Origin of the sequence: Alicyclobacillus sp. ALC3, assembly GCF_028751195.1 — a bacterium.
Classification (GTDB): Bacteria; Bacillota; Bacilli; order Alicyclobacillales; family Alicyclobacillaceae; genus Alicyclobacillus_L.
In genome coordinates this window covers 1,703,799-1,716,185 of record NZ_CP066784.1, presented here as the reverse complement: position 1 = coordinate 1,716,185, position 12,387 = coordinate 1,703,799, and the positions used below count along the sequence as shown (strand labels likewise).

13 protein-coding genes and 1 pseudogene are annotated in these 12,387 nt (G+C 59.8%); 3 read left to right on the top strand and 11 right to left on the bottom strand.

Translation table 11 applies throughout. The annotated features are described in order from the left end of the window. The first annotated feature begins 161 nt into the window (after positions 1–161). Positions 162–1,112, top strand: a complete 951-nt coding sequence (locus JC200_RS08105; protein ID WP_274435761.1) for a MerR family transcriptional regulator — start codon at positions 162–164, stop codon at positions 1,110–1,112. Between the two features lie 166 nt (positions 1,113–1,278). Here the strand turns inward: JC200_RS08105 and JC200_RS08100 are convergent, their stop codons facing one another. The 5 genes and pseudogenes from JC200_RS08100 to JC200_RS08080 all read right to left on the bottom strand — a co-directional run. Further along, the gene (locus JC200_RS08100) at positions 1,279–1,905 is read right to left on the bottom strand and encodes a DUF2239 family protein (RefSeq protein WP_274435760.1); all 627 of its coding nucleotides are present in this window, start codon (positions 1,903–1,905) and stop codon (positions 1,279–1,281) included. Positions 1,906–2,631: 726 nt separating this feature from the next. Then, the gene (locus JC200_RS08095) at positions 2,632–2,790 is read right to left on the bottom strand and encodes a hypothetical protein (protein ID WP_274435759.1); all 159 of its coding nucleotides are present in this window, start codon (positions 2,788–2,790) and stop codon (positions 2,632–2,634) included. A gap of 3 nt (positions 2,791–2,793) precedes the next feature. Further along, on the bottom strand, positions 2,794–3,009 hold the full coding sequence (locus JC200_RS08090; protein ID WP_274435758.1) for a hypothetical protein: 216 nt from the start codon (positions 3,007–3,009) through the stop codon (positions 2,794–2,796). Positions 3,010–3,226: 217 nt separating this feature from the next. Further along, positions 3,227–3,592, bottom strand: coding sequence for a cupin domain-containing protein (locus JC200_RS08085; RefSeq protein WP_338000214.1), 366 nt, complete (start codon positions 3,590–3,592; stop codon positions 3,227–3,229). Between the two features lie 108 nt (positions 3,593–3,700). Next, a pseudogene (locus JC200_RS08080) lies at positions 3,701–3,904 on the bottom strand (DUF4031 domain-containing protein); the annotation flags it as partial. A gap of 160 nt (positions 3,905–4,064) precedes the next feature. Between JC200_RS08080 and JC200_RS08075 the strand changes: the two are divergent. Continuing rightward, entirely contained in the window at positions 4,065–5,423 is a 1,359-nt protein-coding gene (locus JC200_RS08075) for a glycosyltransferase family 87 protein (protein WP_274435757.1), read from the top strand. Positions 5,424–5,448: 25 nt separating this feature from the next. Here the strand turns inward: JC200_RS08075 and JC200_RS08070 are convergent, their stop codons facing one another. From JC200_RS08070 to JC200_RS08045, 6 genes are all read right to left on the bottom strand, one after another. Next, positions 5,449–5,871: a hypothetical protein gene (locus JC200_RS08070; protein ID WP_274435756.1), complete on the bottom strand. Its 423-nt coding sequence runs from the start codon at positions 5,869–5,871 to the stop codon at positions 5,449–5,451. A gap of 96 nt (positions 5,872–5,967) precedes the next feature. Beyond that, the gene (locus JC200_RS08065) at positions 5,968–7,134 is read right to left on the bottom strand and encodes an MFS transporter (RefSeq protein WP_274435755.1); all 1,167 of its coding nucleotides are present in this window, start codon (positions 7,132–7,134) and stop codon (positions 5,968–5,970) included. Next, a complete protein-coding gene (locus JC200_RS08060; protein ID WP_274436497.1) occupies positions 7,131–8,441 on the bottom strand; it encodes a D-arabinono-1,4-lactone oxidase in 1,311 nt (436 codons plus the stop codon). The genes JC200_RS08065 and JC200_RS08060 overlap by 4 nt, the downstream gene beginning before the upstream one ends. 68 nt (positions 8,442–8,509) lie before the next feature. After that, positions 8,510–9,835 carry an amino acid deaminase/aldolase gene (locus tag JC200_RS08055; protein WP_274435754.1) on the bottom strand — a complete coding sequence of 442 codons (1,326 nt, stop codon included), beginning with the start codon at positions 9,833–9,835 and terminating at the stop codon, positions 8,510–8,512. A gap of 52 nt (positions 9,836–9,887) precedes the next feature. Continuing rightward, on the bottom strand, positions 9,888–10,058 hold the full coding sequence (locus JC200_RS08050) for a hypothetical protein (RefSeq protein ID WP_274435753.1): 171 nt from the start codon (positions 10,056–10,058) through the stop codon (positions 9,888–9,890). A 300-nt stretch (positions 10,059–10,358) separates the two neighbouring features. Continuing rightward, positions 10,359–10,790, bottom strand: coding sequence for a hypothetical protein (locus JC200_RS08045; RefSeq protein WP_274435752.1), 432 nt, complete (start codon positions 10,788–10,790; stop codon positions 10,359–10,361). Between the two features lie 18 nt (positions 10,791–10,808). Here JC200_RS08045 and JC200_RS08040 point away from each other — a divergent pair, with 18 nt between their 5' ends. Beyond that, positions 10,809–12,386 carry an aldehyde dehydrogenase family protein gene (locus JC200_RS08040; RefSeq protein WP_274435751.1) on the top strand — a complete coding sequence of 526 codons (1,578 nt, stop codon included), beginning with the start codon at positions 10,809–10,811 and terminating at the stop codon, positions 12,384–12,386. Position 12,387 lies beyond the last annotated feature (1 nt).

Here is a 12,387-nt window from a genome sequence, read left to right as displayed (position 1 = left end):
CTACGGCGCCACTACGGAGCGATTACAGCGCCACGACGGCGCCAAGCACTGCGGTCGCTTGCCAGACGTCAGCCCAGTGGACCGGTCAAAAATTCCCCGGTCTCTGACGCTTGACTCTCCTGCGACGGGAGACTGTAGCCTCAGACCAGAAGGTGATGCGAATGACAAGCGGACTGTATTCAATCGGTGAGGCGGCCAAACTTACAGGATTGTCCGTCAAGGCCATCCGCCACTACGCGAACGAGGGCGTCGTAACACCGGCGGCGCGCTCGGAAGCCGGGTATCGCCTGTACGCCACAGACGACATCTGGCGGTTGACACTTGTGCGCCAGTTGCGCGAGATGGAGTTCGGCCTGCCACAAATCAGTCGCATCTTGAACCAGGCGGCCGACGTCGCGACCGTGATCGACTGGCACAAACGGGCACTCGATCTGCAGATCACGCACCTCACCGACATCCGCGCCCGCCTTGATTTGATTCCGCAAGACGCGGTGGGGGAGTCTTCGTTTGCACACCTTCACATTGTTCTGGAGGCGATGAAGATGAGCACGGAGGAAAAAAAGGCTTGGCTGGAGGCGCGTTGGTCTGAGACGATGATCCCGGACACGGCCACTGACGACTGGCGCACAGCGTTTTTGCAGCAGCTGAAGGAATCGTTGCCAACGCAGTGGGGGGCGGAGCAGACAGCGGCGTGGACCGACCTGCAGGCGCTGTTAAACGACCCGCAGTTTCGCGACGAAATGCAGCAGATGGTGCAGCCGTTTTGGCAGATGATTGATCACGGTCGCGTCCAACCGGAACCGTGGAGTCAGTCGATGGGGGCACTCATGGACCACGCGATTGCCGCACAGCAGGCTGGCCATGGTCCGGAGAGCGCTAGGGTGCAGGCGGTGGTTGACGAGTGGATTGACCTCTTCGCCAACGCGTTTCACATGCCGGTGGATGACACCTTTCTCCAGCGCTTCCGCCACTACGCCGAAACGGTGGAGAACGCACCGAACCAGCAACTGTGGGACATCATGGCGCGGCTGAACCCGGAAAAGATGGCGCCGCCGCTGCATGCACAAAAACTGATGCTGGCCGGTTTGCGCTGGCGGATGGAGCAGAAGTAAGCAAGTGCGCACCCATGCCGACGACAACCTGGATGTGGCAAGAGGACGGGGCGCTTTCCTCGGTCGGCGCCCCGTCAGCTACGCCCGTCAGCTACGCCCGTCAGCTACGCCCGTCAGCTACGCCCGTCAGCTACGCCCGTCAGCTACGCCCCGTGTACCGCTGAAATCAACTCTGTACCCGTGATCCCTTCTGCGCAAACACTGGCTTAGCCAGTTTGCGAACATAGTCGCACACGTCCTGCGACCAACCCTGCGTCAGTTCTAGGAAGCGCTGCTCGTCCTTGGCGTAGAGCGCGCGTAGGGCTTCTTCGTAGTTCGACCGGTCACCAGCCAACGCAGTCATCACTCGATAGGCGGCCTCCTGCGCACGGCGTGCGATGTCCTCGCCCGCCGTTGTGCGGCGCGCCTCTTCTACAAGCTTGCGCAAGGTCACAGAGGCGCCGCCGGGCTGGCTCTTCAGCCATGCCCAGTGTCGCGGCAGCAGTGTCACTTCGCCAGCGACGACTCCGAGTTTCGGGCGGCCGACGGATCGGGGCGCATCGGTCGGTGTCTGCCCATGGTCGGCACCGTCCGTCGCGGGCAAGTCGTTGGCAGCAGGCGCAGATGCCACGCCATGGCGCACGTCAAGGTCAACCGGCCTGCCTGTGGCATCGTCGAACAAGCAGATACTAGGAAGTTGAGCCGAGTCCAACTGACCGTTCAACACTTGGATGACGTCTTGCAACGAACCACTGGCTACCAATTGGTCATCGAGAAACGCGGTGAACTCTGCATCGGTCTGAGACGTAGACATGAGTGCGACACTCCCAACGTGAGATATGCTTATATTATATCCGGATAAAATAAACGTGTCTATAATATCCGGATAAAATAAATGCCAGTGCAGCAAGCTGGCGAGGATGAGCGCGGGCTCGTACGCCACCACGAAGTAGGGCGACGTCGGGAAACCAACGCGGTATCGCGTCCGCGGGGGCTATGTGATCGAAAGGATCACATGCCAGCGCGACTGCGGCGCCTATGCGATCGAAAGGATCACATGCCAGCGCGACTGCGGCGCCTATGCGATCGAAAGGATCACATAGCAGCGCCACTGCGGGGGCTATGCGATCGAAAGGATCACATGTGAGGGCGACCTGGGGGGCTATGCGATCGAAAGGATCACATGCCAGCGCGACTGCGGCGCTTATGCGATCGAAAGGATCACATAGCAGCGCGACTACGGGGGCTATGTGATCGAAAGGATCACATGCCAGCGCGACTGCGGCGCCTATGCGATCGAAAGGATCACATCGCAGCGCGACTGCGGCGCCTATGTGATCGAAAGGATCACATGCCAGCGCGATCACGGTGCCTATGCGATCGAAAGGATCACATAGCAGCGCGACTGCGGGGGCTATGCGATCGAAAGGATCACATATCATCGCGACTGCGGGGGCTATGCGATCGAAAGGATCACATAGCAGCGCGATCACGGTGCCTATGTGATCGAAACGATCATATACCAGCGCCACCACGGCCGCTATGTTCCCGAAACGATTACATAGCCGCGCGCCACCGTCGCTCCCGTCTCCGCGACAAAACTGTGGGTGCCGTCGTCAATCCAGCCCAACACGATGGAGCCCAAAGCGCTCATCACAAGTAACAGCAAGCCGGCTAGTTCAATTACGAACTCAACCACCAGTCACAATCGGCGCGAAGGGTATCTCCTCAGTACGAGTGGCAGCATCAAACTGACTGGAATCTGAATCGTAACAAAGAGCGTTAGGGCATTTGCCGAATAGGATTTGGAGTAGCCCATGCCTTCAATGATTTGCGGCAGCCACGCTGCAAACGAGTAGAACGAAAAGCCCATCAGGCCGAAAGACAGCGTGATCAGCCAGGCCCCCCACTCCCCCAATGCAACTTCACGCTCACCATTGCCTCGTCGTAGCGCCGAGTACCGTGTTGGGGGGAGCCGAAGTGGGAGCCGAAGTGGAATTTGGACGAGCGTTATGCCGCGCGAGGAGCCCGCGAGGCTAGTTCAGGCGAGTGGCTCATGTGGCTCATGTGGCTCATGTGGCTCATGTGGCTCATGTGGCTCATGTGGCTCATGTGGGTCATGTGGGTCATGTGGCTCAGAGTCGCTCCAATTCTGCGCGTGTCCGTTCGTTCACGACGTTGCCTGTGTTCAGTGTCGTCTTCGGCTCCAGTAGCAGTACGTGAACCTCTTCCGGCGCGAACGGTTGGTGTTCGACACCGCGCGGAATAATCACGAACTCGCCCTCGTTCAATATCACATCTTCTTGATCGCGCACCCGTATGACAAGTTGCCCCTGCACGACGAGGAACATCTCATCTTCCTGTTCATGCGAGTGCCACACAAACTCGCCCTTCAGCTTGGTCAGCTTGACGTAGGAGTCGTTCAGATCCCCGACAATGCGTGGGTTCCAGTGATCGTCGAATAGGCTCAGCGTATCAGCTAAGTTGACTTTTGTGACCATGGGGTAGTCCCTCGTTTCCAAATGATGTGCACGTTTCGCCCGGTTGCGGCGTCGGCGTGCCGCAGTCGCTTCGCGAATGGCTTCGAGGTAGGGGGCGCTGCGCAAGATCTCGACGAGTTCCCGCGACGTACGCATCACTGCGCCGGCCCTCAGCGCGCGGTCAACCGCCGCATTGGTCATCAAGTCATAATGGGGGTGGCGCGGTGAGTTGTGCAGCCACTTCTGCTTCAGGCCGATGCGCGCCACGGCAAATGTGTGCAGTTCTTCCAGGCTCTCCGACGAGATGAGGTGAATTCCGTCTGTGTAAATCATGGGCACAGTATACCACTTCGCGTCTGCCACTCCTGCAACCTCAGGTCGCGGGAGTGACTGTCAAAACCCGAACATAATGAGGGTGGCAGGGAAATCAAGGTTTGGTTGCGAATAGGTAGAGAGCAAGCCTACTCGTCCCGACCGGAGCCCGGAGGCAACAATGACGATCGACCGCAAGACTCGCCGCAAACTACGTCCAGGCATAACACTGAAGCCCGCTGAACTGCTGTGGGTTGTCGAGGCCAGCCTTCTGCTCACCATCGCCGTCTACTTTGCGCTCGGTTACGTGAGTTATATCGCTACACATCGAACCATAACCAACTTCCATTATGACTTTGCGTTCTTTTACACCGCGTTTTCAGTCGTGTGGCACCACAGCCCGCCTGCGCTGATGTACGATAAACCGCTCGAGCAAGCGTTTTTGCGTCAGCACCGGTACATCGTGAACGCACCTGATGAGTACGTGTATCCGCCTCAGTTTGCCGTGTTTTTTTCATTTCTCGCGGCGCTTCCGTACAGGGCCGCGTCCATTCTGTGGACCGTGTTTGCGTTCGTCGGCTATGCACTCTCGGTCATCTTGTTGGGGCGCCTCGGGTTTGTGAAGCGGGGGCGGGGGCGGCTGCTAACGCGGCGGGGGGCAGGCTTGCCGTGGCTGGTTTTTGCTGCTTTGTGCGCTGCCAATGACGGATTTAACTCGGATGTTCTGCTTGGTAATGTCACATGGCTGCTTCTGTTGCTGATCACGCTCGGGTTCTACCTGCGCTACACTTTCAGGTGGAAGTTTCTCGCTGGCGTCCCAATTGGCATTGCTGCTGTCATCAAGATCACGCCCGCCGTCCTCTTCTTTTACTACTTGCTCAGACGAGAGTGGCGCATGGCTTTTGGCATTCTGACGGGCGCCGCAATCTCGTCAGTCGTTGCCGCGTTCGTGATCGGGTGGCGCACACTGTGGCAGTTCGTGACTGCGTTTTACGGTCTGTTTCACTCCAGCATGAAAAACGGTCCGGCGCCTCACAACCTGTCGTTTGAAGGCGACCTCGCGTATCTCGCCAATGTGGCGCACGTCATCAGTCCGGCCGCGGTGTTACCTGTGTTTCTCGCCATTCTCGTAGGTTTGGCACTGCTTGTCATCTGGCTCATCTGGAGCGGACGTGTTGACGACCCGCGGGCGGATATGGCTCTTGCTGCGCTCTGTGTCATTGTCTTTTCCCCACTCGTCGAAGGTACCCACTTGCTGCTGCTCCTCATTTCGATCACGATGGTCTTCTCCCTCTGGTGGAGCGAGTACACGACTGTTGGCAAAACGATGTCCCGCACGGACACCGTCTGGCTCGGCACTTTTGCGCTCGCCTGTCTGATGCTGTCATTGGTGCGGGAGATTGTCGACCACCTGGTTCACGGCTCAGCTCTGCTCGTCCCTGGCTATTTGCTGCTCGTCGTCGCAGTGCTCTGGTTCCTCAGCAGGCTACGACCGTCCGGTTCCTTTGAAGAATCCTCTGCACTCTCCCAGATCGATTGAAACCTGCCGAAGTAACAGATGGTTGTTACGGAAACACGGTGGCATTGAGGCTGCGCGTCCCTGCAAAGGCGCGGCCTTTCATCTCGCCCTCGTCCGTGTCGTCGAGCACCGTGATCATCATTTGATACAGGTTGACGCCAGCGTCGGGTGTGTCCGCCCACGTCAAGTTGTCCGTTGCGACGAGAAATCCGTTTTCCACATGAGCGGCAGACTCATCGAGTTGCACCAGATGACTGGTGACGAACGTACCGTTTCGGTATAACTCGATATTTAAACTGTGCGGAGCGGATGCTGCGTCGCACACAACCTGAGTCGAAGCGTCCAGTTTTGCGACGGCATGCTCACGTTCGGCGAACACGCAGAGTGTAAGGACGGGGACGGTTGTTGTGTCAAGTGGCTGTTCGCTGTTGATGGTTTGCGCAAAAAAGAAACTCGGTCCGTCCTTCATCGATCGTTCCTCCTGTTTGACTTGTATGAATGCAGCGTTGCTACAGCCAATGCAAACAGGAGGAGGGATGGAAGGGACAAGTCGCTCAGGGACAAATTACGGTACGCGCCGCGTCAGTGGAACCGCGATTGCGGAGCCAATGACAAGTATCCCCACAGCTACAAGTGAGTGGTTGACGAATACCTGCACGAGCAGCGCGAGCACAATACCGCCAGCGTTGCCAAAGAGCAGCAACAGCCCGGACGCCGTCCCAACGTCGGAAGGCGCAGAGTGAATCTCCGTGATGGACAGCAAAATCGGCAGGTCTGCCAGAAGCAAAAACCCGGTCACTGCGAGCAGCCCTGCAATTAGCCAGAATGGGCGACCGAAGCCAATCGCGACGAGCGCCACGACGCTGACTGCGAGCGAAGCCACGACGACATGGCGTGAACGGCCGTGCTTGATCGCCCACGGCGGGACAATACCAGCGCCGACAATGCCGGCCGCTGTCATCACCGCGAGCGCAATCCCGACTTCGAGACTGGTGACGCCGTCCTTTGCGAGTAGCACCTGGAGCCATGTGGTCACAGCGATAAAGAGGCCAAACCCGATGAAAAGGAGGCCCGACAGCGTGCGGATGAGGCCGTTTTTCCAGACCCGCGAAATCGACGACCGGACGTCTGCCGGTGCGCTGTAGACTGGCTGCGAGCGCAAGGCCCACAACAGCCACAGGGTGCCGACGACCGCGAACAGGGCCTGACTCCACAGCACCGCAGACATGCCGCTCGCGGAGAGCAGGATGGGACCGGAGAGCATCGCGATCAGAATGCCGCCAAAGAGACTGGCCGACCCGACCGCGATGGCAGTTGGGCGCTGCTTTTCCGCGACGTAGACGGCAGCCGCTTTGTTGATTGCGTTGACCACTAGTGGTTGTCCGACCGAGATCACAATCTGGCCGATGAGTGCTGCATCGAACGTCGGCGCCACGCGTATGAGTCCTCCGACGGCGGTGAGAATGGAGCCAACAGCGAGCGATCCGCGGAACCAGCGGTCGGTGAGCATACCACAGGGGATGGCGAGCAAAACGTATAAGAGCGGAAAAACCTCAGACAGCCATCCGGCTGCGGAGTCGGAGACGTGGTAGAACGCTGCGGCTTCTGTGGTGATGGGTGTATACGTCACCCAGAGCAGCTGCGTCGCGGCCGCGACCATCGCAAACGCTGCGATGATTCCCCAGCGCGACGAGGTTGCCGCCCTTGGCTCTGGCGAGAGCGCTAGACTCATGCTTCTACCTCCCCAAACAGTCTGCGCAGATAGTCGTTCAAGAGCACGCCGTTCGCATCTGCAGTCTGGCGCACTGCGTGGAACGCCCCCCACTTTGGATACTGAGCGGCAATGTCTGCACCTGCGCGGTAGTGAAGTTTGCCCCAGTGCGGTCGCCCGCCAAAGCGCTTCATAATCGCTTCCACCCCGTGAAAGTAGGATTCGTAGGGCATACCGCGGTACATGTGCACCGCAATGTAGGCGGAGTCGCGGCCGTAAGCTGGACTCAGCCAGATGTCGTCGCCGCGCACAAACCGGCACTCGATGGGAAAGTGAACGGCAATGCGCTCGCGCTCGATGTACTCGAGCACTTCACGGATGGCCGCTGCCATATGCTCGGCTGGGATGTTGTACTCCATCTCGTTAAAGCGCACGAGTCGCGGTGTCGCAAACAGGCGGTGGCTCCAGTTCACCTCGCGTCCGACGGGCACACTTGACGCGGACAGGCGACTGACCGTACGCGTCAGCCCGGGTGCCGTTTTGCAACATCCGGACAGGGCGCCGAACACGTAGTTTTCCATCACCACTTTGTTGAAGTAGTCCTTGAACCCGTGGTCACTGACGGGACTGTCCGTACGGTTCATCCGCTTTAATTGCACGGTACGACTGTACGGAAAACAGTAGAACTCGATGTGGCGATTGTTTTGTTTCAAGTCTTCGAGCTGGCTGAGGCAGTCGTCGAGCGTCACGCGACTGCTCTCGTAGACCAAACGGTAGGCAGGGATGAGGCGCAAGGTAACCTGGACGATCACGCCGATTGACCCGAGCGATACCTGCAACGCGTGGAACAGGTCTGCGTTGTCGTCAGCGGAGCACGTCACGACTTCGCCGTTGCCGAGGACGGCTGTGATGCGCACAACCTGCGTCGCCAGCGTACCGAGTGTGACGCCGGTGCCGTGCGTACCTGTGCTGATGGCGCCTGCAACGGACTGCACGTTGATGTCGCCGAGGTTTTCTTGCGCGAGGCCATGGTTGAACAGCAACTCACCGAGTGCCTTCAGCTTCGTCCCAGCCCACACTGTCGCGGTTTGCTCGATCTGGCTGATCTCGATGATGCCCGCGAGGTGGTCGAGCGACATCAGGATGTCTGTGGTGTGCACAAGCGCGGTGAAGGAGTGCCCGGACCCGACGAGGCGCAGTGTCCGCCCTTCCCGGTTGCAGCGCTGCACGACCTCGACGACCTGGTCAACCGACGTGGGGTAGACGACTTGTTGCGGCACGCACTCGACCACACCAGACCAGTTGCGCCAGGTCTGCGTGGCGCTGATTGGTTGGCTGGCGGGGTGGGTGGTGAGTTCGCTGGTCTGTTCGCTGGTCTGTTCGCTCGTCTGTTGGTTCACAGGAAGCACTGGCCATCCCCCCGGTAGGTCGTGTAGGTGTCGACGATTTCTCCGTTTGACACTGCGTGCAATACGAGGAAGCGCTCACATAGCTCGCCGGCTTTGGCGTGGCGCATCAAAACGCTATCACCCAGATTGAGTGTTACGCTGCCACTGTAGCTGAACGGGGTCTGGACTTCGCCAGCAGCCTCGTTTGGCAACAGCTTGAGGCCTTCAGGTAGGTACGGTTTTGGCACCTTGTCCCAGCCGGGGCTGCCAGATGCGACGTAACCGCCACCCGCGCAGGTCACCATGTCCGACCGTGGCCGCCGCACGATCTGAATTGCGAACCCGGCCGCTGGCTGGTAGTGGAACGCCTCGTAGTTGTCGAACAGGCCGGGGGAGTAGAAACCGGATCCGACTGTGATCTCGGTGACATCCCCCTCGCGCCCGGTCGTATGCAGGCTGCCGGTGCCGCCGCCGTTGACGAAGCGCAGTTCGTACCCGGCCTTCGTAATGGAGTCGACGGCCTGCTTGCGCCGGTCAGCGATTTGCGGCACCGACCGCCTCTTCAGCCAACGCACGGTGCGGCTCTTGAGGGCTTGGCTGGGGACGTTGTCGCCGACGCCCGCGATCTGCGCCTCGTAGCCCATGATGCCATCGAGGATGAGGCTAACTCCGCCTGTGCCTGTGCCTGTGCCTGTGCCTGTGCCTGTGCCTGTGCCTGTGCCTGTGCCTGTGCCTGTGCCTGTGCCTGCGGAGAGAGAGTCGGTTCCTGTGGCGGCGAGGCGTGCATGAGCTTTCTGGGCGCTCAGTTCGGCTAGCAGCGGTGCGAGATCGGCAGCGGTTTTGAGCGGTGAACGCCGCACGCCAAAGTGCAAACCGGGGAACTCAGTTGACATGTCGACGTCGATGCAGATGCGGGCTATAGCCTCGGGCCCCTGCTCTGCTGCGATGCGCGAAATGTGACGCAGGTGCTCGGCGCTGTCGACCATAAACGTGATGCAATGGCCCGCGGTGGTGAGGCGGACGATTTCGGCGATACCGTCGGGATCCCAAACTGGATACCCGATTAGGATGTCATCGAAGCCCTCTTTCGCGAGGTAGATTGCCTCGGCAGCGGTGAACGCCATGATACCCTGAAACACGTCGCTGGCAGCGAAGATGCGTCGAAGCACTGCTGTGCAACGCACCGACTTGCTGGCGACGCGAACGCGCTTGCCATAGGCCGCCGCACGCTCTGCAATGAGGCGAATGTTTTCGTCGAGCAAGTCGAGATCGACGTAGGCAAACGGTTTGCGCAAGGGTGCAAAGATACGTCGGTAATAGTCGTAGTCGCGCAAGGTTGCGGATTCCCCCTCTTATGTCCGATAGGCCGCATCGGTAGTCAGGTGGTCAGTCGATACGCAGGGTCACGGTGAGCGCTGGCCGCCTTGCTGCACGACGCATGCGTAACGCCGTGAGCACTGGCGACAGCCGAGCGGCATTGGCGACAGCCGAGAGCCAGACTCTGCCGCAGTTTGGCGCGGTGTCGTCGAGTGCGGCATGTCTATGTTGATGCTCCATATGCGCTACTTTCTCAGACGATGACTTCGTAGTCCGCTGCCAGCCTGAGTTGGTAATCGGCCCCCTGCCAGCATTCGTTGGTAACCGGCTCCCTGCAGGCGCTTGAAAGAGTTAGAATTGGTACGTAATTTCGATTTGGAGCAGTGAATTCCTGCCGGGGCCACCAGCGGTTCGCGTCAAAGGTCGATTCGAGAGTGGGAAGTGATCGAAATCGACATATAGGCAGGGCTTGGCTTCCGGGAAGTGATCGAAATCGACACATAGGCAGGGCTCGGCGGCCGGGAAGTGATCGAAATCGACTCATATGGTGGGCTTGGCGGCGGGGAAGTGATCGAAATCGACACATAGGCAGGGCTCGGCGGCCGGGAAGTGATCGAAATCGACACATCCGGGGGGCCCGGCGTCCGGGAAGTGATCGAAATCGACATATAGGCAGGGCTTGGCGACGGGGAAGTGATCGAAATCGACACATAGGCAGGGCTCGGCGTCCGGGAAGTGATCGAAATCGACACATAGGCAGGGCTCGGCGTCCGGGAAGTGATCGAAATTGACACATGGGCGGCGGTAACCGCATGCAGGTCCTCCGAACTTGGAGGAATTCATCACCCCGAGGCAGAATGGACTCATGCACTTCTTGCTCCGGCATCGATGCCGGAAATTAGAGGAAAAGCCGGCTATGTAGCCGCCGCCCGCCGCCCGCCGCCCGCCCAGCTCGCCCAGCTCGCCCAGCATCCAAGGAGGAATGCACCGATGTCCACCGTTTTGCCGAATACGTTGCCGGTGACCAATCCAGCTACCGGCGAGAACCTCGGTGCCGTGCCGGTCTGCCCGGCAGACGGCGTACCGGCTTTATACGCCCGATCCCGGACAGCATTCGCCGCCTGGCGCACCACGCCGGTGGCTGAGCGGCTGAAATACCTGAAACGTCTGCGTGAAACCATGGTGGCCGAACTCGACGACATTGCCGGACAGGTGGCAGAGGAGACGGGGAAAGTCGCGATGGAGGCGATGACAACCGACATCCTGCCCGTCCTTGAAGCCATCCGACACATCGAGAGGCATGCAGAGAAGTCGCTCGGCGCTCAGAAGACCACGACGCCGCTGCTATTTATCGGAAAGACGTCGTATGTTGTGTATAAGCCGCGTGGCGTGGTGCTTGTCATCGCACCGTGGAACTTCCCGTTGCAGTTGCCGATGGTGCCGATGCTAAACGCGCTCATCGCAGGGAACACAGTCGTCCTCAAGCCGTCGGAGGTGACGCCGCGGGTAGGCGTCGTGATCGAGCGGCTGTTCAAGGCGAGCGGCTGGCCGGAAGGCGTGGTGCAGGTGGCGCACGGTGGCAAGGACCTCGGGGCTGCCCTCGTCGATGCAGGGCCGGACTACATATTCTTTACGGGATCGGCTAGGACCGGACAGATCATTCAGCAGGCCGCCGCCCGTCAGTTGATCCCGACCACCCTCGAACTCGGTGGCAAGGACCCGATGATCGTCTTCAACGATGCCCCGCTCGATCGCGCCGTCCAAGCGGCCATCTGGGGCGGCCTGATGAACTCGGGGCAGGTCTGCATGGCGGTGGAGCGGATCTACGTGGAGCGATCGGTGTACGATAGGTTCGTCGACAAGCTGTGCGCGGAGGTTCGAAACCTGCGCCAAGGCACAGACGCCAGCTCGGACATCGGATCGATGACCTTCCCGCATCAAGTCGACATTGTGCGTCGGCACGTCTCTGCCGCGCTCGCCGAAGGCGCGGTGCTTCAGACCGGACGCCCGCCTGAGGAATGGCGCACTGCGCCGGAAAGCGGCCTGTGGCTCGAGCCGATGGTCCTGACCAATGTCCGCCAAGACATGGCCGTTGTGCAGGAGGAGACGTTTGGGCCGGTGCTGCCCGTGATCCCCTTCGATACGGAAGAAGAAGCCATCGCCCTCGCCAACGACTCCGAGTACGGCTTGTCAGCGAGCGTGTGGACCGCGGCCGTCGGACGCGGCCGTCGCGTCGCGTCGCAACTTGTGAGTGGGAACGTGCTGGTCAACGATGTAGTGATCACGATCGTCAACCACGACCTCCCCTTTGGCGGCGAGAAGTCAAGTGGCCTCGGCCGCTACCACGGGCCAGACGGGATGCGCATGTTCTGCCGGCAGACGGCGGTCATGGTCGACAAAGGCAAGCGCCTGCGCGAAGTCAACTGGTTCCCGTATGCGGGGAAGTACGGCTTGTTCAAGACGCTGCTCGAGAGTTACTACTCGTCTAATCGCAACTGGCCGAAGTTTCTCTCGACCTACTTGAAACTCCTACGCCACGCAAGCAAACCTAGTCGAGAGGAGAAATAAC

What these genes read in the sequence shown, in the direction of transcription:
- JC200_RS08075 (WP_274435757.1), top strand. Translation starts at nt 4,065, where the DNA reads ATGACGATCGACCGCAAGACTCGCCGCAAACTACGTCCAGGCATAACA.
- JC200_RS08050 (WP_274435753.1), bottom strand. Translation starts at nt 10,058, where the DNA reads ATGGAGCATCAACATAGACATGCCGCACTCGACGACACCGCGCCAAAC.
- JC200_RS08065 (WP_274435755.1), bottom strand. Translation starts at nt 7,134, where the DNA reads ATGAGTCTAGCGCTCTCGCCAGAGCCAAGGGCGGCAACCTCGTCGCGC.
- JC200_RS08105 (WP_274435761.1), top strand. Translation starts at nt 162, where the DNA reads ATGACAAGCGGACTGTATTCAATCGGTGAGGCGGCCAAACTTACAGGA.
- JC200_RS08040 (WP_274435751.1), top strand. Translation starts at nt 10,809, where the DNA reads ATGTCCACCGTTTTGCCGAATACGTTGCCGGTGACCAATCCAGCTACC.
- JC200_RS08070 (WP_274435756.1), bottom strand. Translation starts at nt 5,871, where the DNA reads ATGAAGGACGGACCGAGTTTCTTTTTTGCGCAAACCATCAACAGCGAA.
- JC200_RS08045 (WP_274435752.1), bottom strand. Translation starts at nt 10,790, where the DNA reads ATGCTGGGCGAGCTGGGCGAGCTGGGCGGGCGGCGGGCGGCGGGCGGC.
- JC200_RS08085 (WP_338000214.1), bottom strand. Translation starts at nt 3,592, where the DNA reads ATGGTCACAAAAGTCAACTTAGCTGATACGCTGAGCCTATTCGACGAT.
- JC200_RS08100 (WP_274435760.1), bottom strand. Translation starts at nt 1,905, where the DNA reads ATGTCTACGTCTCAGACCGATGCAGAGTTCACCGCGTTTCTCGATGAC.